Here is a 24,696-nt window from a genome sequence, read left to right on the forward strand (position 1 = left end):
TCAACTCACCCGAGCCACCCGAGGCCGCGGACTCCGATAACCGGAATCCGCGGCCTTTTTCTTTGCCCACTTTCTTCCTGGAGCGACACCAGATGTCTACCGCCACAGCTCCTCGACACGACGGAGCACTTCCCGACCTGCTGGAACTGTCCAGCACCGGGGTGAGCGAGCTGCTCGACGCGGCTCCGCACGCCGGTCTCGACCTGCCCTGCCGGTCTTCCGACAACCCCGACCTGTGGTTCGCCGACGCGCCCGCCGAGCTCGAGCGCGCCAAGACCCTCTGCGAGGACTGCCCGGTCCGCGCGGCCTGCCTGGCCGCGGCGATGTCCCGGCACGAGCCGTGGGGCGTCTGGGGCGGCGAGATCTTCGAGCGCGGTGTGGTGATCCCCCGCAAGCGGCCCCGCGGCCGCCCGCGCAAGGAGGACGCCGCCCGCGACGCCGCCGAGCGCGCTGCTCGGGAGGTCGCGGCATGACCACGCACACCGTTCTCGCCCCGAAATCCGACGACTTCACCCCACAGGGAAGCACGCAAATGCTGATGTACGAACATCTCGCCAGATCCCGAATGCGGGAGGCGGAACAGGCGGCGCGCAAGCACCGCCTGGTCCGCGGCCTCCTCCGAACCAGGCGCTGGGAGCGGGTCTCGACCTGGGCCGCCCAGCGCGCGCGAGTCGCCCAGCTCCCGGCGTAAGCCCGGCCAAGGGACACGACCACGAGGGCCCCGCCGTCGCTGACGGCGGGGCCCTCGCCGTGTGTCCACCGAACGGGTGGTCATCGGTGATGGAAACATGCTGGAAACCGGGCCACGGTGGCGAAGCAATACGGTGAGGACTCCTGTCAGACGGAAGCCTTGGGGCTGGCGTTGGTGCAGAAGACCGTGGGCGCCCGCAACACCCGCCGGGCGCGGGAGACCCCCGAAGTCGGACGGACCGGAGCCCGGTTCGGGCCGCCGGGGCGCTGGCGCATCGAGCCCGCCGGGGACGAGCCGGAACCGGACGCGCCCGCCGACGACTCCCCGATCGGGCTGACCGGCGCCCGCTTCGGCGGGGCGGCCCGCAAGCGCAGGCGCGCCAAGGCTCCCCGGCCCACCGAATCCGCCGAGCCCACCACCGAATCCGCCCCCGCACCCGTCGCGGTGCCCGTCGCCAGGACGGAGTCCGCCGCCCAGTGGTGGGACGCCGACACCCCCGTCGACCCGGACGACGACCACTGGTCCGAGGAGTACTCCGACTGGCTCACCCGTCCCGAGTCGCACGCGCTGGTCCGTCCCTACGCCTGGACAGGGGGGCGCACGAGGGCGGACGGCGACCTGGCGGTCGAGGCGCTGGTGCACACCGAGCGCGGCTGCGCGCGGCCGTCGTGGGAGCTGCGCGCGATCACCGAGCTGTGCGTGCGGCCGAAGTCGGTCGCCGAGGTCGCCGCGCTCATGGCGGTGCCGCTCGGCGTGGCCAGGGTGCTGATCGCCGACCTGGCCGCCGAGGGCGCGGTGCGGGTGCACGGGGTCGCGGGCGGCGCGCCCGATCTGGCGGTGATGAACCGCGTGCTGATCGGATTGCGCAGGCTCTGAGACATTAGGTTGCTGGCATGGCGCACACGCATGACGGCCTCGACTGGACCGAGCGGATCGCGGAGATGCGGCGCACCGACGCCCTGGAGGCCGAGGTCAACGGGTGGGTCGCGGAGAAGCTGGTGGCCGGGCTCCCGGACGGCGCCGTGGTGGTCGACGTCGGGTCCGGCTCCGGTGGCATGGCCGCGGCCTTCGCCTCGGCGCTCGCCGCGCGCGGCGGCGGACGGCTGGTGCTGGTGGACGCCACGCGGGAGCTGCTGCACGCGGCGGCGGAGGCGGCGCGGACCGGCGGCGTCGAGGTCGAGCTGGTCGAGTTCGACGCCGCCGACGACGGGCTGGCCGACGCGGTGCCCGCCGCCGACCTGGTGTGGGCCTCGCGGGTGGTGCACCACCTGCCCGACGAGCGGGCCGGGGTGGCGCGGCTGGCCGGGCTGGTCCGCCCGGGCGGCACGCTCGCGCTGGTCGAGGGCGGGCTGAGCAAGCGGTGCCTGCCGTGGGACCTCGGCATCGGCAGGCCGGGCCTGGAGGACCGGCTGCACGCGGCGCGCGCGGAGTGGTTCACCCGGATGCGCCAGGGCATGGCGGGTGTGGTGCGCGCGGGCGTCGGCTGGAACCGGCTGCTCGCCGACGCCGGGCTCACCGATGTCCGGGCGTTCAGCTACCTGGTCGACCTGCCCGCCCCCGGCGCCGAGCCGGTGCGGCGGTTCGTGGCGGACTGGCTGGCCTGGTTCGCGGGTGTGACCGGGGAGTTCCTGTCGGCCGATGACCGCGAGACCGTCGCCGCCCTGCTGGACGAGGACGGCGACCACTGGGTTGGCCACCGCGACGACGTCTTCGTCCTCGCCGCGTCGACGGCGCACCTGGGCACCCGGTGACCGAGGTGGCCTGCGCTCGGTGCGGGCGCTCGCGGGCCGACGACGACGCGCTCACCGCGATGAGCTGGGTCACCGACGTGGACGAGCGCGGCAGCCGCCAGTACTGCCCCCGCTGCGCCCGGGAGAACATCCGCGGGATCGAGGCCAAGCTCAAGGACGAGTGGTGGTGAGCCCGGACCTCGGCTAAGCAGCTTCGTCGGCGAACCCCGGCTGCCAGTGCGAGATGATCGCGCGCATCGCGACGTGGGCGTCGAGCTGGCAGAGGATGCCCACCGCGCCCGCCGTCACCCGCTGGATCAGCAGGTACTGCGGCGGCAGGTTGAGCGAGCGGCCGGTCTTGAAGTCCTGGCCCGCGCCGACCCGCTCGGCCTGGCCCTGCATCCACCGGCGGCTGAAGTGAAACGTCTCGACCGCGGTGGGCTCGGCGAACGGCGCCAGGTAGGCGAGCACGTCACAGGCGTCGAGCTCCATGTCCTCGCGGACGAAGCCCTCGGCGCGCATCAGCCTGAGCAGGTCGGCCGAGCCGCCCTCGATGGAGAGCCTGGTCATCACCCCGAGCGGCCGGGGCAGGCCCTCGGGCAGCCGCGCGACGGCGCCGAAGTCGATCACGCAGAGCCTGCCGTCGGCGGTGACCATGAAGTTGCCGGGGTGCGGGTCGGAGTGCAGCAGGCCCGCCCTGGCGGGCGAGGAGAAGTGGAACTCGCACAGCAGCTCGCCCGCGTGGTCGCGCTCGGGGCGGTCGCCCTCGCGGATGATCGCCGACAGCGGCTTGCCGGTCACCCACTCGGTGATGGTGACCTTGGGGGCGCTGGCCACCACCTTGGGGACCAAGACGCGCTCGTCGCCTGCGAACGCGCGGGCGAACGTGCGCTGGTTCTCGGCCTCGGCGCGGTAGTCGAGCTCCTCGACCATGCGGTCGGCGAGCTCCTTGAGCAGCGGCTTGATCTCCAGACCGGGGGCCAGCGGCTGGAACAGCTTGGCGAAGCGCTGCAGCTGGCGCAGGTCCGACATCAGGGCCTCGTCCGCGCCCGGGTACTGGACCTTGACCGCGACCTCGCGGCCGTCGTGCCAGATCGCACGGTGCACCTGGCCGATGCTGGCGGCCGCCGCGGGCTGGTCGTCGAACTCGGCGAAGCGCTTGCGCCAGCCGCTGCCCAGCTGCTGGGCGAGCACGCGGTGCATGGTCGGCGCCGTCATCGGCGGGGCCGCCGACTGCAGCCGGGTCAGCGCGTCGCGGTAGGGCTCGGCCAGCTCGTCGGGCACAGCGGCCTCGAAGACCGACAGCGCCTGCCCGAACTTCATCGCGCCGCCCTTGAGCTGACCGAGCACCGCGAACAGCTGCTCGGCCGTCTTGGCCGACAGCTCGGCGCTGACCTTGTCGGCGCTCTGGCCCGCGAGCCGCTTACCCCAGCCGCCGACGGCGCGGCCCGCGACTCCCAGCGGGATGCTGGCGAGCCGAGCCGTGCGCGCGACGGTCTTGCGTGGCATCTCGGTCACAGTCCGATTCTCCCCCGTTCGGGTGCCCGCACGCAGCGTTTTGGCACGTGATACCCCGGACACCGACCACTACCTGCACGTCGTCGGCGTGAGGTCGCACGTGACGGCAGGAACATGCCGGCCAGTGTCCTCGGTCACAGTTGCGCCGAACAGTCGAGTACCACCGGGACGCGCGGAAATTGCCGCTCCCGGGATGTCGGTGGCGAGCCTTACCGTTGTCCCGTGGCCGAACCCCGCGTCGAGGTGCGCAGGAGCAAGCGACGCACCCGCACCGTCACGGCGTATCGAGACGGTGACACCTTGATAGTCCAGATCCCCGCAAGGCTCTCGAAGAAAGAGGAGGCCCACTGGGTCGCCGAGATGCAGCGCAGGCTGCTGCGCGCGGAGGCGCCGCCGCGCCCGCCGGCGCGCCGCTCCGACACGGCGCTGCTGGCCCGGTGCGTCGAGCTGTCCGACAAGTACTTCGGCGGGCGCTGCGAGCCCGCCTCCGTGCGCTGGGTCCCGCCCATGCGCACCCGGTGGGCGTCGTGCACGCCCGTCGACCGCACGATCCGCATCAGCGAGCGGCTGCGGGACGTGCCGACCTGGGTGTTGGACTACGTGCTGGTGCACGAGCTGGCGCACCTGCTCGAACCCGGCCACGGCCCGGCGTTCTGGGCGCTGGTGCGCCAGTACCCGAAGACGGACAGGGCGGTCGGCTTCCTGGAGGGCCTGTCCGCGGCCGCCGGATGGGGCCTCACCGAGGACTGACGGCCCGCCTCACGCGGGCCGGGTGAAGCAGAACTCGTTGCCTTCCGGGTCGCGCATGACCTGGAAGGCGCCCTGGGCGTCCACGACGACCTCGCCGACCCGCCGCGCGCCGAGGCGAGCCGCGGTCTCGGCCGCGGCGGGGACGTCGTCCACGGCGATGTCCAGGTGCAGCCGGTTCTTGCCCGCCTTCGGCTCCGGCACCGGCTGGAAGGACAGCCTCGGGAAGCCCGGCGGCTCGACGTGCGCCCAGCCCCCGGCCCGCTCGACCGCGTCGCCGCCCAGCAGCGCGGCCCAGAACCGGACGAGCCGGGCGGGCTCCAGGCAGTCCACGACGACCTGGTCCAGCCGGGGCCTCACCCCGAGGTGCCCTCGTCGCCGCCCTCGGGCTTGGGCTCCGCCTGGGGCTCGGTCTTGCGCAGCTCGGCGATCGGGTCGACGTCGGCGGCGCCGAGGCGCTCGGCGAACTCCATCGGGTCGTCGAGGTCCTCGGTGGTCGGCAGCAGGTCCGGGTGGGCCCACAGGCCGTCGCGGACGTCCATGCCGTGCTGGTCGGTGACCAGCCGCCACAGCGCCGCGGCCGCGCGCAGCCTGCGCGGGCGCAGCTCCAGGCCCACCAGGGTGGCGAAGGTCTGCTCGGCGGGGCCGCCGGAGGCGCGCCGCCTGCGCAGCGTCTCCCGCAGCGCTTCGGCGCCTGGCAGGCGGTCGCCGACGGCGTCGGCCACGACGACGTCCACCCAGCCCTCCACCAGCGCCAGCAGCGTCTCCAGGCGGGTCAGCGCGGCCTGCTGCTCGGGGGTGGTCTGCGGTTCGAGCATGCCCGACTGCATCGCCTGCTCAAGCGACTCGGGGTTGGTCGGGTCGAACTGGCCCGCCAGCTGCTCCAGTGCCGCGGTGTCGATCTTGATGCCGCCCGCGAACTCCTCCACCGAGCCCAGCATCCGCTGGCGCAGCCACGGCACGTGCGCGTACAGCCGCTGGTGGGCGGCCTCGCGCGCGGCCAGGTAGACCAGCACCTCGCTGGAGGGCCGCTCCAGGCCCTTGGTGAACTCCTCGACGTTGGCGGGCAGCAGCGCGGCCACCCCCTCCGGGCCCAGCGGCAGCCCGATGTCGGAGGAGGTCTGCACCTCGCCCGCCAGCTGCGCCAGCGCCTGGCCCAGCTGCGAGCCGAACGCCATGCCGCCCATCTGGCCGACCATCGCCAGCAGCGGACCGGCCTGCTGCTTGGCCTCGGCGGGCAGCGCCTCCACCCAGGCCCCGGACATCCGCTGGGCGACCGGGTCGCACAGCCGCCGCCAGGTCGGCAGCGTGGCGTCCACCCAGTCCCGCGCCGTCCAGGCCGTGGTCGTCGTGGCGCCCGCGGGCAGCGTCGTCGCCGGGTCCAGCCACATCTCGGCCAGGTGCACCGCGTCGGCGACAGCCTTGCCCTGGTCGGCGGCGAAGCCGACGCCGCCCAGCTTCTGCACGGCGATCTGCTTGGCGAGGTCGTAGTTGACCGGCCCGGTCGAGGAGCCAGCCTGGCTCATCATCTGGCCGAGCTGGCTGAGCATCTGCCCGAGCTGGCCGAAGGCGTCGAACGGGTTCGGCTGCTGGTTCGGGTCGCCCGCACCGCTCTTGTCGTCCTTGCCGCGGCCGTCGTCGGGGTCCGGCGCGCTGAAGCCGAACTTGAACTCGCTCATATGCCCACGGTACGCGGGTCGGGCGTGCCCGGTACGTCCGGTGATCCGCCGAGCGCGAACGCACGTACGCTGTTCCTCCGTGAGCACCACAGCGCAGGAACCGGTACCGGCCCCGCCAGCGCCGCCGCGACGGCTGACCCGTCGCGCCTGGACAGTGCTGGTCGGCTTCGCCGTCGTGCTGGTGCTCGGCGTGCTCGGCGCGACCGTCCCGGTGCCCTACGTCTCCCTCGGCCCCGGTCCGACCTACGACACCCTCGGCGACGTCAAGGGCGTCGCCATCGTGCAGGTCGACGGCGAGCCCACCTTCCCGACCACCGGCCAGCTGCGCATGACCACCGTGTCGGTCAACGACGACATCACCCTCTTCGGCGCGCTCGCCCTCTGGGTCAGCGGCCGCTACGCGCTGGCCCCGCGCGAGGAGTACTTCCGGCCGGGGGAGACCGAGGAGCAGATCCAGGAGCAGAACACCAAGCTGTTCCAGGACTCCCAGGGCAACGCCGAGACCGCCGCGCTGCGCCACCTCAAGTACCCGACGAAGGTGATCGCCCAGCAGATCACCACCGGCGCCCCCGCCGACAAGGTGCTCGCCCCCGGCGACGAGATCACCGAGGTCAACGGCAAGCCGATCAAGCAGGCCGACGACGTGCGCGCCGCGCTCGCGGGCACCAAGCCGGGTGCGGTGATCTCGCTGTCCTACGTGCGCGACGGCGCGGCCAAGACCGCCGAGCTCACCCTCGGCGACGCCGCCGCGTTCGGCGTGGACTCCCGCGACGAGGGCTTCATCGGGCTCGGCCCGATCGACCAGCCCGAGGTGGACTTCACCACCACCATCACCCTGGAGGACGTCGGCGGGCCGTCGGCCGGGCTGATGTTCGCCCTGGCCATCGTCGACCGGCTCACCGAGGGCGACCTCGTGGGCGGGCAGGTCGTCGCCGGGACCGGGGAGATCACCACACAGGGCGTGGTGGGGCGCATCGGCGGCATCTCGTTCAAGATGACCGCCGCCGCCGAGGCGGGCGCGACGTCCTTCCTCGTCCCGGCCGAGAACTGCCGGGAGGCCGTCGAGAACGCGCCCGAGGGCCTGCGGCTGATCCGGGTGGAGACCCTCGACGGCGCGGTCGCGGCGCTGGAAGACCTCAAGGCCGGGCGCGAGGCCCCGCTCTGCACGGCGGGCTGACCCCGGCGGGCTGAGACCTGCTCGGACCTGCTCGGACCTGCTCGGATCTACTCGAACGTGCTCAGCAGCGCGTCGGTCAGGTTCGGCGCGAGCTTCGGGTGCTCGACCAGCTCGTCGAGGTCGCGGACCCGGATGACGCAGGCCGCCGTCCCGTCGCGCAGCACCGCGGCCACCAGCCGGGCCTCGCGCGCGCTGGGGTGCGAGGCGGCCACCCTGGCCATCGCGTCGTCGGACTCCTCCGGCAGGTCGGCCTCGGCCTCCGGGGGCAGCGTGACGATCTCCTGGACCAGCGCGCAGCCGAGCACGGCATCGGGCCACATGATCCCGGCCAGCGCCGCGCCCAGGTCGCCCGCGGGCAGCTCGTCCTGGGCGATCGGCGTCAGCGGGGCGGCCGGGTCGACCTGGGCGGCCAGGTCCGGCTGCTCGCGCAGCAGGTGCTCGGTGGCGACGATGGCGAACAGCCGCGGCGGCTGGTCCCACCCGCCGGAGGAGGTGAACTCCTCGATCTCGCGGGCGGTCGCGGGCAGGGCGGCGGACGACTCGATCACGGGTGCATCCTCGCACCCGCCCCCGGTCAGCGGGATATCCACATCAAACGGACACCGGCGTGGGAACCTGAACGCGCCCTCGTAGAGTTGAAAGGTCAGGGCCGGGCACGACCGGGCCCGCCAGACGACAAAAGCAAGCGACCCTGGAGCGTGTCCAGTGGCCACACGGCCCCCGATCGGCCTGCCGAAGCTGTCCCGGCGAAGCCGCATACTGCTCATCCTCGGCGCGGCCCTCCTGCTGATCCTGCTACTGGGGTCCCGGCTGCTGGGCACGTACGTCGATTGGCTGTGGTACGGCGAAGTGGACTTCCGCACCGTGTTCACCACCATGGTGGTGACCCGGATCGTGCTGTTCTTCTCCGTAGGGGCGCTCGTCGGCGGCCTGCTGGCCCTGAGCCTGTGGATCGCCTACCGCAACAGGCCGGTGTTCGTGCCGGTCGGCAGCGCCGACGACCCGCTGGCCCGCTACCGCTCCACGATCGTGCAGCGGGTGCGCCTGTTCGGCATCGGCGTCCCGGTGGTCGTCGGGCTGATCGCGGGCTCGGCCGCCCAGGGCGACTGGCAGCGCGTGCAGCTGGCGTTCAACTCGACCCCGTTCGGCATCACCGACCCCGAGTACAACATCGACATCGGGTTCTACGCCTTCGAGCTGCCGTTCATCACCTGGATCATCAGCTGGCTGTTCGTGGCCATCGCGATCGCCTTCTTCGGCGCGCTGATCATGCACTACATCTTCGGCGGCATCCGGCTCGCGGGCAAGGGCGGCCAACTCGCCGTCGCCGCGCGCGTGCAGCTGTCGGTCACCGCGGGCGCGTTCGTGCTGGTGTACGCGGTCGACTACTTCTTCGAGCGCTACGAGCTGCTGTTCTCCACCCGCAACCCGCTCTTCAGCGGCGCGACCTACACCGACCTCAACGCGGTGCTGCCCGCCAAGCTCATCCTGATGTTCATCGCGGCGTTCTGCGCCGTGGCGTTCTTCGCGGGCGCGTTCCTGCGCAACCTGCAGCTGCCCGCGATCGCGACGGCGCTGCTGGTGCTCTCCGGCATCCTGATCGGCGTCGCCTACCCGCAGCTGGTCCAGCAGTTCTCGGTGCGCCCGAACGAGAACGCCAAGGAAGCCGAGTCGATCCAGCGCAACATCGCCGCGACCAAGCAGGGCTTCGGCATCACCGACGACAAGGTGACCACCACCAACTACCCGGGCATCAGCACCGCGACCCCGGCGGAGATCCGCGGCGAGGAGGCCGCGACCAAGACCATCTCCAACATCCGGCTGCTCGACCCGAACATCCTGGCCCCGACGTTCACCCAGCGCGCGGGCGCGGAGAACTTCTACGGCTTCCCGACCAAGCTCGACGTCGACCGCTACACCGTCGACGGCAAGCAGCAGGACTACATCGTCGCCGCGCGCGAGATCCGCACCGCCGGTCTCACCGAGACCCAGGCCACCTGGATCAACCGCACGATGATCTACACCCACGGCAACGGCTTCGTCGCCGCGCCCGCCAACACGATCAACTCGGCGCTGCAGGACGCGGGCGGCGAGGGCGGCTTCCCCGTCTTCCAGATCAGCGACCTCACCCGCGAGGGCCCGTTCGGCCTCAAGCAGCCGCGGATCTACTACGGCGAGCTGTCCACCGACACCTACGCCATCGTCGGCGGCCGCAACAACGGCCAGCCGATGGAGTACGACACCGCCTCGCAGACCTACTCCTACGAGGGCCGCGGCGGCGTCCCGATCGACGGACTGCTGAACAAGCTGGCGTTCACGCTGCACTACGGCGAGCGCAACATCCTGTTCTCCAGCCAGATCGTGGACGGCACGAAGATCATGTACAACCGCAACCCGCGTGAGCGGGTGGCCAAGGTCGCCCCGTGGCTGACCCTCGACGGCGACCCGTACCCCGCGGTGATCGACGGCCGCATCCAGTGGATCGTCGACGGCTACACCACCCTGGAGAACTACCCGTACTCCCAGCGCACCCCGCTCGGCGAGGCCACCAGCGACTCGCTCACCGGCGTCGTCCGGCAGGACAACCGCACCATCAGCTACATCCGCAACTCGGTGAAGGCCACCGTCGACGCCTTCGACGGCACGGTGAAGCTCTACGCCATTGACGAGCAGGACCCGGTCCTCAAGGCGTGGCAGGGTGTCTTCCCCGGCACCGTGGAGCCCGCCAGCGCCATCTCCGACGAGCTGCGCTCGCACTTCCGCTACCCGGAGGACCTGTTCAAGGTCCAGCGCGAACTCCTGTCGAAGTACCACGTCCAGGACGCCATCGAGTTCTTCTCCCAGAAGAGCTTCTGGAACGTCCCGGTCGACCCGACGGAAGGCGGCGGCACCAACACCGGTGACACCGGAGCCAAGCAGCCGCCGTACTACGTGCTCGCCCAAGCGCCCGGCCAAGACCGGGAGACCTTCCAGATCACCAGCGCGCTGACCTTCCTGAGTCGAGCGTTCCTGGCGTCCTGGGTCTCGGTCTCCTCCGACCCGGCCGACTACGGCAAGATCACGGTGCTGAGACTGCCCGACGCGGGCACCTCGCAGATCGAAGGCCCCGGGCAGGTGCAGAACCGGTTCCTGACGACACCGGAAGTCACCGAGAACCGAACACTCATCCAGAACCCGACCGTCGACGTGAAGTTCGGCAATCTGCTGACCCTGCCCCTGGCCGAGGGCCTGCTGTTCGTCGAACCGATCTACATCCAGCGCAAGGACACCGACGCGTTCCCCCAGCTGGCCCGCGTCCTGGTCTCCTTCAACAACCGCGTCGGCTTCGCCCCCACCGTCTCCGAGGCGCTGGAAGAAGCCATCGGCGCCGGCACCGGCGGCCCGGCGACCCCACCCGAGGGTGAGGACCCGCCGCCCACCACCACCCCGCCGGGTACCACCCCGCCCACCACACCCCCACCCGCGGGCGACGCCGCCGCCGAACTCGACGCCGCCGTCAAGGCCCTCGACGGCGCCCTGGCCAAGCTGAAGACCGCCCAGCAGTCCGGCGACTTCGCCGCCCAGGGCCAAGCCCTGGCCGAACTCGAAGCAGCCGCCGACCGCTACAACGCCGCCAAGGCCAAGCAGGAGGAAGGCGGCCAGCCCACCACCCCGTCGCCGTCCCCCACCCCCGCCCCCAACGGCGGCGGCTGATCACTGGGGGTGGGCCGCCCCTGATCAAAGAGGCGGCCCACCCCCCGATTTGCAGCCCCACAACCATTCCCGTATAGTTCTGTTTACCGACGCGGGGTGGAGCAGCTCGGTAGCTCGCTGGGCTCATAACCCAGAGGTCGCAGGTTCAAATCCTGTCCCCGCTACAGAGTTGAAAGAGCCCTATCCGCGGAAAGCGCGGATAGGGCTCTTTCGTGTTGCACCCCGGGGGCCGAGCCCCCGGACCCCCACGGTGCGGGACCTCTCGAATCAGTGTGGGGGACTACGGGCGTAGGTATCGGTGGTGTCGCCCGTGGTGCGGGATCTCTCGAACCGGCGTGGGGGACTACGGGCGTAGGTATCGGTGGTGTCGCCCGTGGTGCGGGATCTCTCGAACCAGTGTGGGGGCCTACGGGCGTAGGTATCGGTGGTGTCGCCCGTGGTGCGGGATCTCTCGAACCGGCGTGGGGGTCCACAGGCGTAGGTATCGGTGGTGTCGCCACGGTGCGGGATCTTCTGACCCGGCCTGCCTGACCGCACGACTTCGGCTCTCTGCCGCCCACTCGACGCAGGGTGCCATCGGATCATGACCGTCCAACGTGTGTTCCTGCCAGGTCAGATCGGCTGAAGTAACCAAGGCGGATCTGACAGAGGGGGGGTGGGTAAACCCGTTCGACAGGGGTGTGTATAGTTCACATTACCGACGCGGGGTGGAGCAGCTCGGTAGCTCGCTGGGCTCATAACCCAGAGGTCGCAGGTTCAAATCCTGTCCCCGCTACAACGTGAATGGCCCGATCCGAACTGGATCGGGCCATTCGCTTTCTTGAGGAGTTCTGAGGATGGGTGCGGTGTCGGCTCGGGCGGTGGTTGGGCTGTTGGCCGAGGAGGAGCGGCTGCGGGTGTTCGCGGCGCTGGTGCTGGGCGTCGGGGACGTGGAGGCGGTGGGGCGGGCGACCGGGCTGTCGGCGCGGGAGGTCGGCAAGGCGTTGTTGAAGCTTCGGGAAGCCGGGCTTGTCGACGGGCTGGAAGTGCGCGGGGAGGTCATCAAGGCCGCGGCTCGGGGGGAGAGCGAAGCCGTGGAGGAGTTCGGGTACGCCGACCAGCGGGTGGAGAGCGTCGTGCGGACCTTCGTCAAGGGTGGGGTGTTGGTGGGGATGCCCGCGCAGGACGCGAAGCGGCGGCTGGTGCTGGAGCACGTGGTGCAGTCCTTCGAGCCGGGGGTGCGCTACCCGGAGAAGGAGGTCGACGTGGTGCTGCGGGCATGGTGTGAGGGTGGGGGAGTGGACTTCGTCACGGTGCGGCGCTACCTCGTGGACGCCGACCTGCTCAGCCGTGAGGGCGGGGAGTACTGGCGCTCCGGCGGGTACACCGAGGCCGGCTGACCGGGACGCCCGGGACTCAGGACGGGTCGGAGCCGCGGATCGACCACAGCCACAGGGCCAGTGACGCCGTGACGCCCGTCGCGGCCAGCCAGCCGGTGAAGCCGCTGTTGTCGATGAAGGACCAGAACAGCCCCACCAAGGGGGCCGTGAGGGTCGCGGGGGCGTCCACGCGGACCTGGCGGGCCAGGCCGGGGGTCGACTCGGGGGCGTCCGGTTCGGCGGCGTTGTCGGTGCGGCGGCCCGGGGGTTCGCTCATGCGGACCGGGCCCGACGGGTACAGGACCGTGCCCGGCAGGGTGACGGCGACCAGGCGGGAGCGGCGGGGGTCGCCGTGGACCTGGACCGTGGTGGGGCTGGGGAGGGTGTGCAGCGCCGGGTCGAAGTGGACGGGTATCCAGCGGCGCGGGGTCGACTCCGTCTCCAGGTACGAGCGGGTCAGCAGGCCGCGCTGGAAGCGGACGCGGCGCACGGCCAGCGAGGCCGTGGGACGGCGCAGCGGCAACGAGCGGGTGACAGCGAGCCAGAGGGCGGTCAGCAGGACCAGGGCGGCGATCAGGCCGGTGAAGACCATCCCGCCGAAGGCTCGGTCGGCGTCGGCGAAGACCTGCGCGCCCGGGACGACCGCGCGGCGCGGGTCGCTGGGGTCGTAGGCGATCGCGGCGGGGACCTCGGTCTCGGGCGGGGACACCGCGAGGGCGATCTCCGCCGACAGCCGAGCGCCTGCCGGGTCCGTCCAGTCCGCGCGGACCAGAGCCCCGCCCAGCGGGGTGACGGTGCCCTGCACGACCTCGGTCAGGCCGGCCAGCGAGGCGTCGGTGTCGCGGTAGGACGACAGCGACACCGCGCCGATCGCCGCGCAGACGGCCAGGACCAGCGCGGACGTGGCCGCGATGTGACGAGCCGCGCGCACCCGCAGGGGGTGCGCGCGGCCCTGGGAGTCAGCCACGGTCAGCCGGCGAAGCCCATCGCGGTGTAGTCCGGGTCAGCGACGCCGAAGGCGCCGAAGTTGACCAGGGTGGCGCGCGTCGCGCGGGCACCCGGGACCTGGTACAGCGGCAGGTGGTGGCCCGCCTCCCAGATCAGCTTGTCGGCCTGGTTGGTCAGCTCGGTGCGCTTGGCGTCGTCCAGCTCGGCGTTGGCCTCGTCGAGAAGCTTGTTGATCTCGTCGGAGCCGATGCGGCCGAAGTTCTGGTTCACGCTGTCGGGGTTCAGGTAGTAGATGCCCTTGGACGAGCTGATCGGCCAAGGCGTCTGCGACCAGCCGAAGCCGACCATGTCGAAGTTGCCGGTGTTGACGAAGTCGCTGAAGAAGGTCGCCGAGGGCTGCGCGTCGATGACGACGTTGACGCCGACCTCCTTGAGCTGCGCCTGGGTGAGCTTGCCGATCTGCTCGGAGATCGGGTTGCCCGCGGTGGAGACCAGGCGGATGTCCAGCTGCTTGCCGTCCTTCTTGCGGAACTCGCCCTCCAGCTTCCAGCCGAGGCCGTCCAGCTCGGTCTTCGCGGCCTCCTTGTCGGCCTTGACCGGCGCGGAGTTGTCGACGTAGGCGGCGGTGCCCTGCAGGAAGAAGTGGTTGCCCAGCGGCTTGGCGTCAGCCACGATCGGGCCGAGGATGCCCTTGGCGTAGACCGCCGGGTCCAGGGCCTTGGTGACCGCGACGCGCAGCTTCTGGTCGGCCAGGATGGACGACGGCGCGCCGTTGAAGGTCAGGTGGTTGTAGGACTTGCCGGGGGCCTCGCGGACCTCGATGCCCGGCATCCCCTTGGCGCGCTGGAAGTTGTCCACGCTGGAGCCGATGGTGTACCAGTCGATCGCGCCGGAGGCCAGCGAGTCGGCCAGCGCCGCGCGCTCGACCACCCGGAAGGTGATCTTGTCCAGCTTGGGCTTCTGGCCCCACCAGTTGGCGTCGGGCACGACGCTGACGAGCTTGGCGGTCTGGTCGATGGTCTCGATCTTGAACGGACCGGCGGTGACCTTGGGCTCGGTGGCCCAGCCCTCGTTGAAGTTCTTGACGTCGGAGTTCAGCGACTTCGGGTAGAGCGGGCTGAACAGCGAGGTCCACTCGGCGAACTTGTTCTTGAAGGTGACGACGACCTCGTTGTCGGCCGCGCCCTTCTCGACCTTCTCGATGTCCTCGTAGCCGGTGGTGCCGGAGACCGAGTACTCCTTGTTGGTCCCGTTCAGCGCCTTGAACTGGGCGTCGAAGTCCTCCCAGCTGAACGCGGTGCCGTCGCTCCACTTGGCGGCCGGGTTCAGCTTGTAGGTGACGACCTGCGGGTCCGGCGAGGTCAGCTCGGCGGACTCCAGGTAGTCCTTGTTGATGACGATCTTCCCGGCCTTGTCGGCCTTGTGCAGCTTGGGGATGATCGACGAGAGGATGTAGTCGTGGTCGACGAGCGGGCCGTTGAGCTGGTTGTAGTTCCAGTTGTCCGGCAGCGCGTCCAGCGGCCACTTGAGCTCGCCGCCCTGCTTGACCTCGGCGTAGGGCTTCTCGTTGATGGCCCACGAGCCCTGGGACGCCTGGTCGGTCCCTTGCAGACCGCCGTCGCCCGGACCGTCGGTGTCGCCACCGCACGCGGACAGCAGCAACGCGCCCGCCGTGACGGACGCGGCGATGCCGGTCCACCTTCTGCGATTCACTGGTAACCCTCCTTCACGGCCCCGCTACACGACTGCGCGGGACTCGGCGTAATGGCAGGCGGCGCGGTGGTCCCCCGCGCCGTCGAGCACCGGCTCCTCATCGACGCACAGCGCCCGCCGGGACTCCGGCAGCGCGGCGTACTTGAAGCAGCGGGTGTGGAACCGGCACCCGCGCGGCGGGTTCGCCGGGCTGGGCAGGTCCCCGGTGAGGATGATCCGCTCCCGGCGCCGTTCGGTGACGGGGTCCGGGATGGGGATCGCCGAGAGCAGCGCCTGGGTGTATGGGTGCTCGGGCGCGCTGAACACCTTGTCCACCGCGCCGATCTCGATGATCTTGCCCAGGTACATGACGGCGACCCGGTCGGCGATGTGGCGCACCACCGACAGGTCGTGCGCGACGAACAGGTAGGACAGGCCCAGCTTGGCCTTCAGCTCGTCCAGCAGGTTGATCACACCGGCCTGGATCGAGACGTCCAATGCGGACACCGGCTCGTCCAGGACGATCAGCCGGGGCTCCAGGGCCAGCGCGCGGGCGATGCCGATGCGCTGGCGCTGCCCGCCGGAGAACTCCGCCGGGTAGCGGTTGCCATGCTCGCGGCGCAGGCCGACCAGGTCGAGCAGCTCCGGCACGCGCTTGCCGATCTGCTCCTTGGAGTAGCCGTGCACCTGCATGGGCTCGGCGAGGATGTCGTGGATCGGCATCCTCGGGTCCAGCGCGGCCATCGGGTCCTGGAAGACGACCTGCATGTCCCGCCGGATCGCCTTGCGCGCGACGCGGTCCAGCGCGGTGGTCTCCTTGCCGAGCACGGCGATGCGGCCCGACTGGAGCTTCTCCAGGCCGAGGATCTCCATCAGTGTGGTCGTCTTGCCGCAGCCGGACTCGCCGACCAGGCCGAGCGTCTCGCCCGCCCGGATGTCGAAGCTGATCCCGTCGACGGCGCGGACGCTGCCGATGGAGCGCTTGAACACCGAGCCCTTGGTCAGCGGGAACGCCTTGACCAGGCCATCGATCTCCAGGACGGTCTCGCGCTGCTCGCGCGGGACCTCGGCCAGCTCGCCGTCGGCCACCGCGTCGACGCCGTAGACCTCGGCGGCGTCGGCGTCGGTGCCTGCGATGTCGGCGCTGCGGATGCAGGCGGCGTGGTGGCCGGGCGCCACCTCGGCCAGGGGCGGCTCGGCGTCGGTGCAGGCCTCGACGGCCATCGGGCAGCGCGGGGCGAACGGGCAGCCCGGCGGCAGCTCCACCAGCGACGGCGGCTGGCCGTCGATGGGCACCAGCGGCTGCTTCTCGGCGGAGTCCAGCCGCGGGATCGAGCCGAGCAGGCCGAGGGTGTAGGGCATGCGCGGGTGCGGGTAGACCTCGTCGACCGAGCCGGTCTCCACCGCGCGCCCGGCGTACATGACCATCAGCCGGTCGGCGAACCCGGCGACCACGCCGAGGTCGTGGGTGATGATCACGATGCCCGCGCCGGTCACCTCCTGGGCGGTCTTGAGGACCTCCAGCACCTGCGCCTGCACGGTGACGTCCAGGGCGGTGGTGGGCTCGTCGGCGATGATCAGGTCGGGATCGTTGGCGATGGCGATGGCGATGACCGCGCGCTGGCGCATGCCGCCGGAGAACTCGTGCGGGAACGCCTTGGCCCGCTGGGCGGCGTTCGGGATGCCGACCAGGTCCAGCAGCTCGACGGCCCGGTTGGCGGCCTGCTGCTTGGAGACCCTGCCCTTGCCGTGGGTCAGCAGCGCCTCGGCGATCTGGTCGCCCACGGTGTAGACGGGGGTGAGCGCCGAGAGCGGGTCCTGGAAGACCATCGAGATCTTCTTGCCGCGGATGCGGGAGAGCTCGTCGTCGCCGAGGCCCAGCAGCTCCTTGCCGCGGAACCGGATGGACCCGGACACCCGCGCCTGGGCGGGCAGCAGGCCCATCACCGCCAGCGAGGACACCGACTTGCCCGAGCCGGACTCGCCCACGATGCCCAGCACCTCGCCGGGGGCGACCTCGTAGCTCAGGCCGCGCACGGCGCGCACGCGACCGCTCTCACTGGGGAAGGACACCTTCAGACCGTCGACCTTGAGCACGGGTCCATCGGTGGCCGGGGTGGGCCCGTCGAACAGCGTGTCGGCGGCCGTCACCGCTCGTCCTCCTCGGAGTCGTCCTTGTCGCGCTTGCGGGCGCGGGTGGAGCTGGGGTCCAGGGCGTCGCGCAGGCCGTCGCCGAACAGGTTCACCGCGAGGACGAAGAGCACCAGGAAGCCCGCGGGGATGTAGAACAGCCAGGGGTAGGTCAGCGCCGACTCGGTGCCGCTGGCGATGAGCGTGCCGAGCGAGACGTCCGGGGGCTGCACGCCGAAGCCGAAGAAGCTCAGGCCGGTCTCCGACAGCACGGCCGCGCCGATGGTGATGGTGGCGTCGATGATCAGCAGCGAGGCCATGTTGGGCACGATGTGCTTGAAGATGATGCGCAGCGGCGACTGGCCCATGAAGCGGGCCGCCTTGACGTACTCGCGCTCGCGCAGCGTCAGCGTCATGCCGCGCACGATGCGCGCGGTGATCATCCAGCTGAACCCGGCCAGCAGGACCACGAACAGCAGCCAGCTCTCGCCCTTGAACGCCGGGCTGAGCACCGCGATGATCAGGAACGACGGCAGCACGAGCAGCAGGTCCACGACCCACATCAGCGACCGGTCGATCCAGCCGCCGAAGTAGCCCGCCAGCGCGCCGACGAGGGCGGCGACGCCGGTGGAGACCACACCGACCAGCAGGCCGATGGTGAGTGATTTCTGCAGACCGCGCATGACCTGCGCGAACACGTCCTCGCCGATCTTGGTGGTGCCGAACCAGTGCTCGGCGCTCGGCGGCTGCAGGAACGCGGTGTAGTCCGGCTCGGCGTAGCCCCACGGGGAGATCAGCGGGCCGAGGAAGGCCATCAGGTAGAGCAGCACGACCACGGCGAGGCCGAACACCGCGGCCTTGCGGCGCAGGAACCGGCGCAGCACCATCCGCCCGCGGGTGGGGGCCTTGTCGGCGATCGGCGGCGGCTCGACCGGGCTCGCGCCCGGGGTCGACTTGTCGTCGGTGACGGTGACCATCGATCCCCCTCCTAGACCCGGACTCGCGGGTCGAGCGCGGCGTAGAGCACATCGGACAGCCAGCCGGACACCAGCACCAGCACGGCGACGAACAGGGTCACCGTGGCGACGATGTTGGTGTCCTGGGCGGTCACGCCGCCGATGAGCCAGTCGCCCATGCCGTACCAGCCGAAGATCCGCTCGGTGAACGTGCCACCGGTGATGAGCAGGCCGAACCCGAAGGCGAACAGGGTCGCCATCGGGATGAGCGCGGTGCGCAGGCCGTGCTTGAACAGCGCGCGACGGCGGGTCAGTCCCTTGGCCTGGGCGGTGCGCAGGAAGTCGCTGCCGAGGACGTCGAGCATCGCGCTGCGCTGGTAGCGGCTGTAGAAGGCGATCTGGCCGAGGGCGATCGCCAGCGTCGGCACGATCAGGTAGCGCAGCCTGTCCCCGAGGGACTCCAGCCAGGTGCCCTGGAATCCGGGTGTGGCCTCGCCGAGGGTTTGCAGGTAGTTCGTCCCGATGAGGTCGTTGAACGCCTGCGCGGGCTGCTTGAGCAGCGTGCCGAGCACGAAGACCGGAGTGGACAGCACGATGAACGAGAAGAAGGTCGCCACGTGGTCGGTCAGCTTGTACTGGCGGATGGCGCTGACGACGCCGAGCACGACGCCGCAGATCACGCCGATGGTCACGCCGAGCAGGAACAGCCGGAGGCTGACGCCGACGCGTCTGCCCAGCTCCTCGGTGATCGGGCGCCCGGCGACGGTCTGGCCGAAGTCGCCGGTGACCACGCCGCCGAGCCAGCTGAGGAAGCGCTGGGGGATGGGCTGGTCGAGCATCAGGTCGACCCGCTTGGCCTGGATGACGGCCTCCGGCGGCGGCGGGTTGCGCTGCATGAGGATGCCGATGGGGTCGAACGTCAGCGAGGCCAGGGCGAAGGCGAGGAACGTCGCCACCAGGCACAACACGATGTAGTTCGCCAGGCGTCGGACGAGGAATCCGATCACGTCAGAAACGGCCTTCCGGTACGGCCCGGTCGGGGCCTGCACGCGACTGTCACGAGGAAGGGATACTCAAGCTGTGGGGACCTGGCGAGGAACCTACTTTAGTAGGGAATCCGGTTACAGCTCGGCGTCGGCGGCGGTCCGCGCCGGACGGGTGCCCGAAGCGGGTGACCCAGGCCACATATCCGTGCAGGTCGAAGCGCCATTCGGGTGACAACGCGCCGGGGTGCGGCACTGGGCCGAACGGGTAGCGGGCATCCCAGTGATCCACTCCATTGGGTGAGCTGGGGCGATCCGGTCCCAAGGGGACCGTCCCGGTTTGCGCCGGACGGGCGCGACGCCTTGGTCTGTTCGGTCGCGTCCGAACGGGGCGGACGCGCCGGGCTGTGATCAGCCACTGTGGACAGGTTAGGCCGGCCATTGTGGACAGCTTGTGGAAAAGATGGCACCGTGGTGGACGTGTCTGATTTGAATGCAACCGCAGCGGCACTGCTCGGCTTGCTGCACGACGGTCCGCAGACCGGCGGGCAGCTCGTGGCGGCGGCCCGCGAGCGCTTCGGCTCGTTCTTCAGTGTCACGCGCAGCCAGGTGTACCGGGAGCTGCCCGCGCTGGCCGACGGCGGGCTCGTCCGCCTCGGCAAGCAGGGGCCCCGCTCCAGCCAGCAGTACGTCCTGACCGCGGCGGGCAAGAAGGCCTTCAAGGCGTGGCTGGCGGGTGAGCCAGGTCCCGACCACCTGCGCAGCCCGCTCATCCTGCGCCTGGTGCACGCGGACACCCTGACCGCCAAGCAGCGCACCACCCTGATCGACCAGGCCAAGGCGGCCTACTCCGGCGAGCACGACGCCATGCGCGCCGCGGTCAAGTCCGCCGAGGACCCCTACGCGAAGGCGATCGCCGAGTTCGGCGTCGCCCGCGCCAAGGCCGTCCTCAAGCTCCTGGACGCCATCCCGAAGGCCTGACACCGCACCCGTCCGCCGGCCCGGTTCACACCGCACCCGTGAACCGGGCCGCCTCCGTGCGCTGACCCGGCCCGCGGACCCGCAAGCCGCGGTGTCCGGCAGGCGCGTAACCTTGCTAGACGTGAACCCGGACGTCGTCACCGACCTCAAGGACCTGTCCGCCACGCTGGCCAGCGTCGAGGCGGTGATGGACCTCGACACCCTGCGCAACCAGGTCGCGGCCCTGGAGGAGCAGGCCGCCCGGCCGGACCTGTGGGACGACCCGGAGCAGGCGCAGAAGGTCACCAGCCAGCTGGCCTATCGCCAGGGCGAGCTGCGCAGGGTCGAGTCGCTGCGGTCCCGGGTGGACGACCTGGGCGTGCTCTACGAGCTCGCCGAGGAGGGCGAGGACGACGACGCCCGCGCCGAGGCCGACGCCGAGCGGGAGAAGCTGGGCGCCGACATCGCCGCGATGGAGGTCCGCACCCTGCTCTCCGGCGAGTACGACGCCCGCGAGGCGCTGGTCACCATCCGCGCCGAGGCCGGCGGCGTCGACGCCGCCGACTTCGCCGAGATGCTGATGCGCATGTACCTGCGCTGGGCCGAGCGCCACGGCTACCCCACGCAGGTCTACGACACCTCCTACGCCGAGGAGGCGGGCATCAAGTCCGCGACCTTCAAGGTGGAGGCCCCCTACGCCTACGGCACCCTCTCGGTCGAGCAGGGCACGCACCGCCTGGTGCGCATCTCGCCCTTCGACAACCAGGGCCGCAGGCAGACCTCCTTCGCCGCGGTCGAGGTCGTGCCGGTGACCGAGCAGACCGACCACGTCGACATCGATGAGAAGGACCTGCGCGTCGACGTGTACCGCTCCTCGGGCCCCGGCGGCCAGGGAGTCAACACCACCGACTCCGCGGTCCGCATCACCCACCTGCCGACCGGCATCGTCACCTCCTGTCAGAACGAGCGCTCGCAGCTGCAGAACAAGGCCACCGCGATGGCCGTGCTGCAGTCCAAGCTGCTGGAGCGGCGCAGGCAGGAGGAGCAGGCGCTGATGGACGCGCTCAAGGACTCCTCGTCGGGCTCCTGGGGCAACCAGATGCGCTCCTACGTGCTGCACCCCTACCAGATGGTCAAGGACCTGCGCACCGAGCACGAGGTGGGCACGCCCAGCGCCGTGCTCGACGGCGACATCGACGGGTTCCTCGAGGCGGGCATCCGCTGGCGGCGCACGTCCTGATCCCCGGGCTGATCCCCGGGCTGATCCCCTGGCCGATCACGCGCCTCGATCCGGGCCCCGACGGTAGTCGGGGGCGCACCGTCGGTGAGCTGGGAAAACCGGATGGCCGGGCTTGGCAACGGGTCGATAACGCCCGGGGGTAGACTCGCGCACCGTGATCCGGCTAGAGCAGGTTTCCAAGGTCTACAAGACCTCCACGCGACCCGCGCTGGAGAACGTCTCCGTCGAGGTGGACAAGGGCGAGTTCGTCTTCCTGATCGGGGCGTCCGGCTCCGGGAAGTCGACCTTCCTGCGGCTGCTGCTGCGCGAGGAAGTGCCCACGAAGGGCCGCGTCTACGTGGCCAACTTCGACGTGGCCAGGATGGCCCGGCGCCGGGTGCCCCGGCTGCGCCAGTCGATCGGCTGCGTGTTCCAGGACTTCCGCCTGCTGAACAACAAGACGGTGGCCGAGAACGTCGCGTTCGCCCTCGAGGTGATCGGCAAGCCCCGCCACACCATCCGCAAGGTGGTGCCCGAGGTGCTGGAGCTGGTCGGCCTGGAGGGCAAGGCCGAGCGCATGCCCAACGAGCTCTCCGGCGGCGAGCAGCAGCGCGTGGCGATCGCGCGCGCGTTCGTCAACCGGCCGCTGATGCTGCTGGCCGACGAGCCGACCGGAAACCTGGACCCGGACACCAGCCAGGACATCATGCTGCTGCTGGAGCGGATCAACCGCACCGGCACGACGGTGCTGATGGCCACCCACGACCATTCCATCGTGGACTCCATGCGCCGCAGGGTCGTCGAACTCGACCTCGGCCGCGTGGTCCGCGACGACGCCCGCGGCGTCTACGGCGTCGGACGCTAGCCGACCGGTCCGCCGCCCACCCCGGAAAGAGCCAGAGGAACGATGCGCGCCAGTTTCGTGTTCAGCGAGGTCGTCACCGGCCTGCGCCGGAACATCACGATGACCATCGCCATGATCATCACTACCGCCATCTCGCTGGCCCTGCTCGGCGGCGGTCTGCTGGTCGTGCGGATGATCGACAAGACGCAGGCGCTCTACCAGGACAAGGTCGAGGTCAGCGTCTACCTGACCAACGACGTCTCCGAGGTCGACCCGGACTGCGCCGCAGAGCCGTGCGTCGGCCTGCGCACCGCGCTGGAGTCCGACCCGGCCGTCGAGCAGGTCGACCACGAAAGCCGCGCCGAGGCCTACGAGCGGTTCAAGCGGATCTTCGAGGCCCAGCCGGAGCTGGTGAAGCTGGCCAGGCCGGAGGCGCTGCCCTCCTCGTTCCGGGTCAAGCTGGTCGACCCCGAGCGCCCCGAGGTGATCGAGCAGACCTACGGCGGGCGGCCGGGCATCGACTCCATCGCCGACCAGGGCGAGTTCCTCGACCGCTTCTTCGGCGTGCTCAACAGCCTGCGCAACGGCACGTTCCTCATCGCGCTGATCATGGCCATCGCGGCCCTGCTGCTGATCTCGAACACCGTGCAGCTCTCGGCGTTCACCCGGCGCGTGGAAGTCGGCATCATGCGCCTGGTCGGCGCGACGCGCTGGTATACCCAGCTGCCGTTCCTCCTGGAGGCGGTGGTCACCGGCATTGTCGGTGCGCTCGTCGCCATCGGACTGCTGGTGCTGCTCAAGGTGACCTTCATCGACGACGTGCTCGGCGGGTCGATCCAGACGGGGGTGGTCAGCTCCGTCGACGGGGTGGACATCCTGGTCGTGGCCCCGATCCTGCTGCTCACCGCGCTCGTCATCTCCGGCATCACCGGCTACGTCACCCTGCGGCTCTACGTGCGCACGTAACCTGCTTGTCGGCCTACGTAGAGTTGGTTCTCATGGCGAAGGAAAGCGGCCAGAAGGTCATCGCGTCGAACCGCAAGGCGCGGCACGACTACACGATCCTGGACACCTATGAGGCCGGAGTCGTGCTGGTGGGCACCGAGGTGAAGAGCCTGCGGGCCGGTCGGGCGTCCCTGGTGGACTCCTTCGCCACCGTCGACGACGGCGAGATCTGGCTGCGCGGGCTGCACATCCCGGAGTACACCCACGGCACCTGGACCAACCACGAGCCGCGCCGGACCCGCAAGCTGCTGCTCCACAAGAAGGAGATCCTGCGGCTGATCGGCAAGACCAAGGAGTCCGGCACCTCGCTGGTCCCGTTGTCGATGTACTTCAAGGACGGCAAGGTCAAGGTCGAGCTGGCCCTGGCGCGCGGCCGCAAGGCCCACGACAAGCGCCAGGCCATCGCCAAGCGCGACGCCGACCGGGAGATCCAGAAGGTCATGGGCCGCGCCGCCAAGCGGGGCACGGGTGCGCGACGCTGACGTCGCCGCCTGGGTCCGCGGGCTGGGGCTGCCCGGCCTGGTGGACCTGCACGTGCACTTCCTGCCCGATGAGGTCCAGCGCAAGGTCTGGGCGTACTTCGACAAGGCGGCGCTGAACTACGGCACCGAGTGGCCCATCCAGTACCGGCTGCCCGAGGCCGAGCGCGTCGAGGTCCTGCGGTCGCTGGGCGTGGTCGCCTTCGCGCCGCTGGTGTACCCGCACAAGCCGGGCATGGCCGAGTGGCTGGGCGACTGGGTCCGCGACTTCGCCGAGCGGACCCCGGGCGCGGTGCCGACGGCGACCGTCTACCCCGAGCCGTCGGTGGTGTCGTACCTGGACGCCGGGCTGCGCGCGGGCGTGCGCTGCGTGAAGGCGCACGTGCAGGTGGGCGCCTACGACCCGCGCTCGCCGCTGCTGGAGCCCGCGTGGGGGATGCTGGCCGACGCGGGCGTGCCGGTGGTGGTCCATTGTGGCCACGGCCCGCTGCGCGGCGACCACACCGGTCTCGACGTGTTCGCCGAGGTGCTGGCGCGTCATCCCAGGCTGACGGCGGTGCTGGCGCACGCGGGCATGCCGGAGATCTCCGCCGCGCTGGACCTGGTCGCGGCCTACCCGAACGTGCACATCGACACCACGATGGTCGGGGTGGGCTTCTCGCTGCGGATGGCCCCGCTGCCCGCGGACTGGCTCGACCGGCTCGCCGCCCACCCCGACCGGGTCGCCCTCGGCACGGACTTCCCGTCCATCCCGTACCCGTACGCCGAGCAGCTGTCGGCGATCGCCGCCTGGGCCGAGGACCCCCGCCTGGGCCCGGATTTCCTGCGCGCGGTGCTCCACGACACCCCCGCGCGGCTGCTGCGGCTGCCTTCGCTCTGAGTGAACG

General features: G+C 70.9%; 24 protein-coding genes and 2 tRNA genes. 17 read left to right on the forward strand and 9 right to left on the reverse strand.

What is annotated here, in order from left to right; all coding sequences use genetic code 11:
• The first annotated feature begins 92 nt into the window (after positions 1-92).
• The 5 genes from ACFPM7_RS17540 to ACFPM7_RS17560 all read left to right on the forward strand — a co-directional run bounded on the left by ACFPM7_RS17540 (position 93) and on the right by ACFPM7_RS17560 (position 2,612).
• Positions 93-473 (forward strand): WhiB family transcriptional regulator, encoded by a 381-nt coding sequence (locus ACFPM7_RS17540; RefSeq protein ID WP_378248712.1) that lies wholly within the window; start codon positions 93-95, stop codon positions 471-473.
• On the forward strand, positions 470-691 hold the full coding sequence (locus ACFPM7_RS17545; RefSeq protein ID WP_378248713.1) for a hypothetical protein: 222 nt from the start codon (positions 470-472) through the stop codon (positions 689-691). The genes ACFPM7_RS17540 and ACFPM7_RS17545 overlap by 4 nt, the downstream gene beginning before the upstream one ends.
• Before the next feature lie 174 nt (positions 692-865).
• Positions 866-1,567 carry a DUF742 domain-containing protein gene (locus tag ACFPM7_RS17550; RefSeq protein ID WP_378248714.1) on the forward strand — a complete coding sequence of 234 codons (702 nt, stop codon included), beginning with the start codon at positions 866-868 and terminating at the stop codon, positions 1,565-1,567.
• A gap of 17 nt (positions 1,568-1,584) precedes the next feature.
• Entirely contained in the window at positions 1,585-2,442 is an 858-nt protein-coding gene (locus ACFPM7_RS17555) for a class I SAM-dependent methyltransferase (protein WP_378248715.1), read from the forward strand.
• Positions 2,439-2,612 carry a hypothetical protein gene (locus tag ACFPM7_RS17560; RefSeq protein WP_378248716.1) on the forward strand — a complete coding sequence of 58 codons (174 nt, stop codon included), beginning with the start codon at positions 2,439-2,441 and terminating at the stop codon, positions 2,610-2,612. Before ACFPM7_RS17555 ends, ACFPM7_RS17560 begins: the two co-directional genes overlap by 4 nt.
• A 13-nt stretch (positions 2,613-2,625) precedes the next feature.
• Here the strand turns inward: ACFPM7_RS17560 and ACFPM7_RS17565 are convergent, their stop codons facing one another.
• Positions 2,626-3,930, reverse strand: coding sequence for an ABC1 kinase family protein (locus ACFPM7_RS17565; protein ID WP_378248957.1), 1,305 nt, complete (start codon positions 3,928-3,930; stop codon positions 2,626-2,628).
• Positions 3,931-4,161: 231 nt separating this feature from the next.
• Here ACFPM7_RS17565 and ACFPM7_RS17570 point away from each other — a divergent pair, with 231 nt between their 5' ends.
• Positions 4,162-4,689, forward strand: coding sequence for a M48 family metallopeptidase (locus ACFPM7_RS17570; protein WP_378248717.1), 528 nt, complete (start codon positions 4,162-4,164; stop codon positions 4,687-4,689).
• Positions 4,690-4,698: 9 nt separating this feature from the next.
• On the opposite strand, the gene ACFPM7_RS17575 is transcribed toward ACFPM7_RS17570, so the two are convergent.
• A complete protein-coding gene (locus ACFPM7_RS17575) occupies positions 4,699-5,046 on the reverse strand; it encodes a VOC family protein (protein WP_378248718.1) in 348 nt (115 codons plus the stop codon).
• Entirely contained in the window at positions 5,043-6,365 is a 1,323-nt protein-coding gene (locus tag ACFPM7_RS17580; RefSeq protein WP_378248719.1) for a zinc-dependent metalloprotease, read from the reverse strand. Before ACFPM7_RS17580 ends, ACFPM7_RS17575 begins: the two co-directional genes overlap by 4 nt.
• Before the next feature lie 79 nt (positions 6,366-6,444).
• On the opposite strand from ACFPM7_RS17580, the gene ACFPM7_RS17585 reads away from it, so the two are divergent.
• The gene (locus tag ACFPM7_RS17585) at positions 6,445-7,542 is read left to right on the forward strand and encodes a YlbL family protein (RefSeq protein WP_378248720.1); all 1,098 of its coding nucleotides are present in this window, start codon (positions 6,445-6,447) and stop codon (positions 7,540-7,542) included.
• Between the two features lie 47 nt (positions 7,543-7,589).
• Here ACFPM7_RS17585 and ACFPM7_RS17590 read toward each other — a convergent pair whose 3' ends face one another.
• Positions 7,590-8,090: a PPA1309 family protein gene (locus ACFPM7_RS17590; RefSeq protein ID WP_378248721.1), complete on the reverse strand. Its 501-nt coding sequence runs from the start codon at positions 8,088-8,090 to the stop codon at positions 7,590-7,592.
• A 157-nt stretch (positions 8,091-8,247) separates the two neighbouring features.
• Between ACFPM7_RS17590 and ACFPM7_RS17595 the strand changes: the two genes are divergently transcribed.
• From ACFPM7_RS17595 to ACFPM7_RS17610, 4 genes are all read left to right on the forward strand, one after another.
• Positions 8,248-11,235 carry a UPF0182 family protein gene (locus ACFPM7_RS17595; RefSeq protein WP_378248722.1) on the forward strand — a complete coding sequence of 996 codons (2,988 nt, stop codon included), beginning with the start codon at positions 8,248-8,250 and terminating at the stop codon, positions 11,233-11,235.
• A gap of 90 nt (positions 11,236-11,325) precedes the next feature.
• Positions 11,326-11,399, forward strand: a tRNA-Met gene (locus ACFPM7_RS17600).
• A gap of 537 nt (positions 11,400-11,936) precedes the next feature.
• Positions 11,937-12,010, forward strand: a tRNA-Met gene (locus ACFPM7_RS17605).
• Positions 12,011-12,095: 85 nt separating this feature from the next.
• The gene (locus tag ACFPM7_RS17610) at positions 12,096-12,614 is read left to right on the forward strand and encodes a DUF2087 domain-containing protein (RefSeq protein WP_378248723.1); all 519 of its coding nucleotides are present in this window, start codon (positions 12,096-12,098) and stop codon (positions 12,612-12,614) included.
• Between the two features lie 16 nt (positions 12,615-12,630).
• Here ACFPM7_RS17610 and ACFPM7_RS17615 read toward each other — a convergent pair whose 3' ends face one another.
• The 5 genes from ACFPM7_RS17615 to ACFPM7_RS17635 are packed head-to-tail and all read right to left on the reverse strand — an operon-like array spanning position 12,631 to position 19,326.
• Positions 12,631-13,560, reverse strand: coding sequence for a hypothetical protein (locus ACFPM7_RS17615; RefSeq protein WP_378248724.1), 930 nt, complete (start codon positions 13,558-13,560; stop codon positions 12,631-12,633).
• 2 nt (positions 13,561-13,562) lie between these two features.
• Positions 13,563-15,254, reverse strand: a complete 1,692-nt coding sequence (locus tag ACFPM7_RS17620; protein ID WP_378248725.1) for an ABC transporter family substrate-binding protein — start codon at positions 15,252-15,254, stop codon at positions 13,563-13,565.
• A gap of 24 nt (positions 15,255-15,278) precedes the next feature.
• Complete coding sequence (locus ACFPM7_RS17625; protein ID WP_378248726.1) at positions 15,279-17,384, reverse strand: ABC transporter ATP-binding protein; 2,106 nt, start codon at positions 17,382-17,384, stop codon at positions 15,279-15,281.
• Complete coding sequence (locus tag ACFPM7_RS17630; RefSeq protein ID WP_378248727.1) at positions 17,381-18,340, reverse strand: ABC transporter permease; 960 nt, start codon at positions 18,338-18,340, stop codon at positions 17,381-17,383. The genes ACFPM7_RS17625 and ACFPM7_RS17630 overlap by 4 nt, the downstream gene beginning before the upstream one ends.
• Before the next feature lie 11 nt (positions 18,341-18,351).
• Entirely contained in the window at positions 18,352-19,326 is a 975-nt protein-coding gene (locus tag ACFPM7_RS17635) for an ABC transporter permease (RefSeq protein WP_378248728.1), read from the reverse strand.
• A 456-nt stretch (positions 19,327-19,782) separates the two neighbouring features.
• Here ACFPM7_RS17635 and ACFPM7_RS17640 point away from each other — a divergent pair, with 456 nt between their 5' ends.
• The 6 genes from ACFPM7_RS17640 to ACFPM7_RS17665 all read left to right on the forward strand — a co-directional run bounded on the left by ACFPM7_RS17640 (position 19,783) and on the right by ACFPM7_RS17665 (position 24,689).
• Positions 19,783-20,283 (forward strand): PadR family transcriptional regulator, encoded by a 501-nt coding sequence (locus tag ACFPM7_RS17640; protein ID WP_378248729.1) that lies wholly within the window; start codon positions 19,783-19,785, stop codon positions 20,281-20,283.
• A 121-nt stretch (positions 20,284-20,404) separates the two neighbouring features.
• Complete coding sequence (gene prfB, locus ACFPM7_RS17645; protein WP_378248730.1) at positions 20,405-21,502, forward strand: peptide chain release factor 2; 1,098 nt, start codon at positions 20,405-20,407, stop codon at positions 21,500-21,502.
• Between the two features lie 154 nt (positions 21,503-21,656).
• Positions 21,657-22,346, forward strand: a complete 690-nt coding sequence (gene ftsE / locus ACFPM7_RS17650; RefSeq protein ID WP_378248731.1) for a cell division ATP-binding protein FtsE — start codon at positions 21,657-21,659, stop codon at positions 22,344-22,346.
• Positions 22,347-22,388: 42 nt separating this feature from the next.
• Positions 22,389-23,291: a permease-like cell division protein FtsX gene (gene ftsX, locus ACFPM7_RS17655; RefSeq protein WP_378248732.1), complete on the forward strand. Its 903-nt coding sequence runs from the start codon at positions 22,389-22,391 to the stop codon at positions 23,289-23,291.
• 32 nt (positions 23,292-23,323) lie between these two features.
• On the forward strand, positions 23,324-23,812 hold the full coding sequence (gene smpB / locus ACFPM7_RS17660; RefSeq protein ID WP_378248733.1) for an SsrA-binding protein SmpB: 489 nt from the start codon (positions 23,324-23,326) through the stop codon (positions 23,810-23,812).
• Entirely contained in the window at positions 23,799-24,689 is an 891-nt protein-coding gene (locus tag ACFPM7_RS17665) for an amidohydrolase family protein (protein WP_378248734.1), read from the forward strand. The genes smpB and ACFPM7_RS17665 overlap by 14 nt, the downstream gene beginning before the upstream one ends.
• The last annotated feature ends 7 nt before the right edge of the window (positions 24,690-24,696 follow it).

This window comes from Actinokineospora guangxiensis (assembly GCF_042657845.1).
Classification (GTDB): Bacteria; Actinomycetota; Actinomycetes; order Mycobacteriales; family Pseudonocardiaceae; genus Actinokineospora; species Actinokineospora guangxiensis.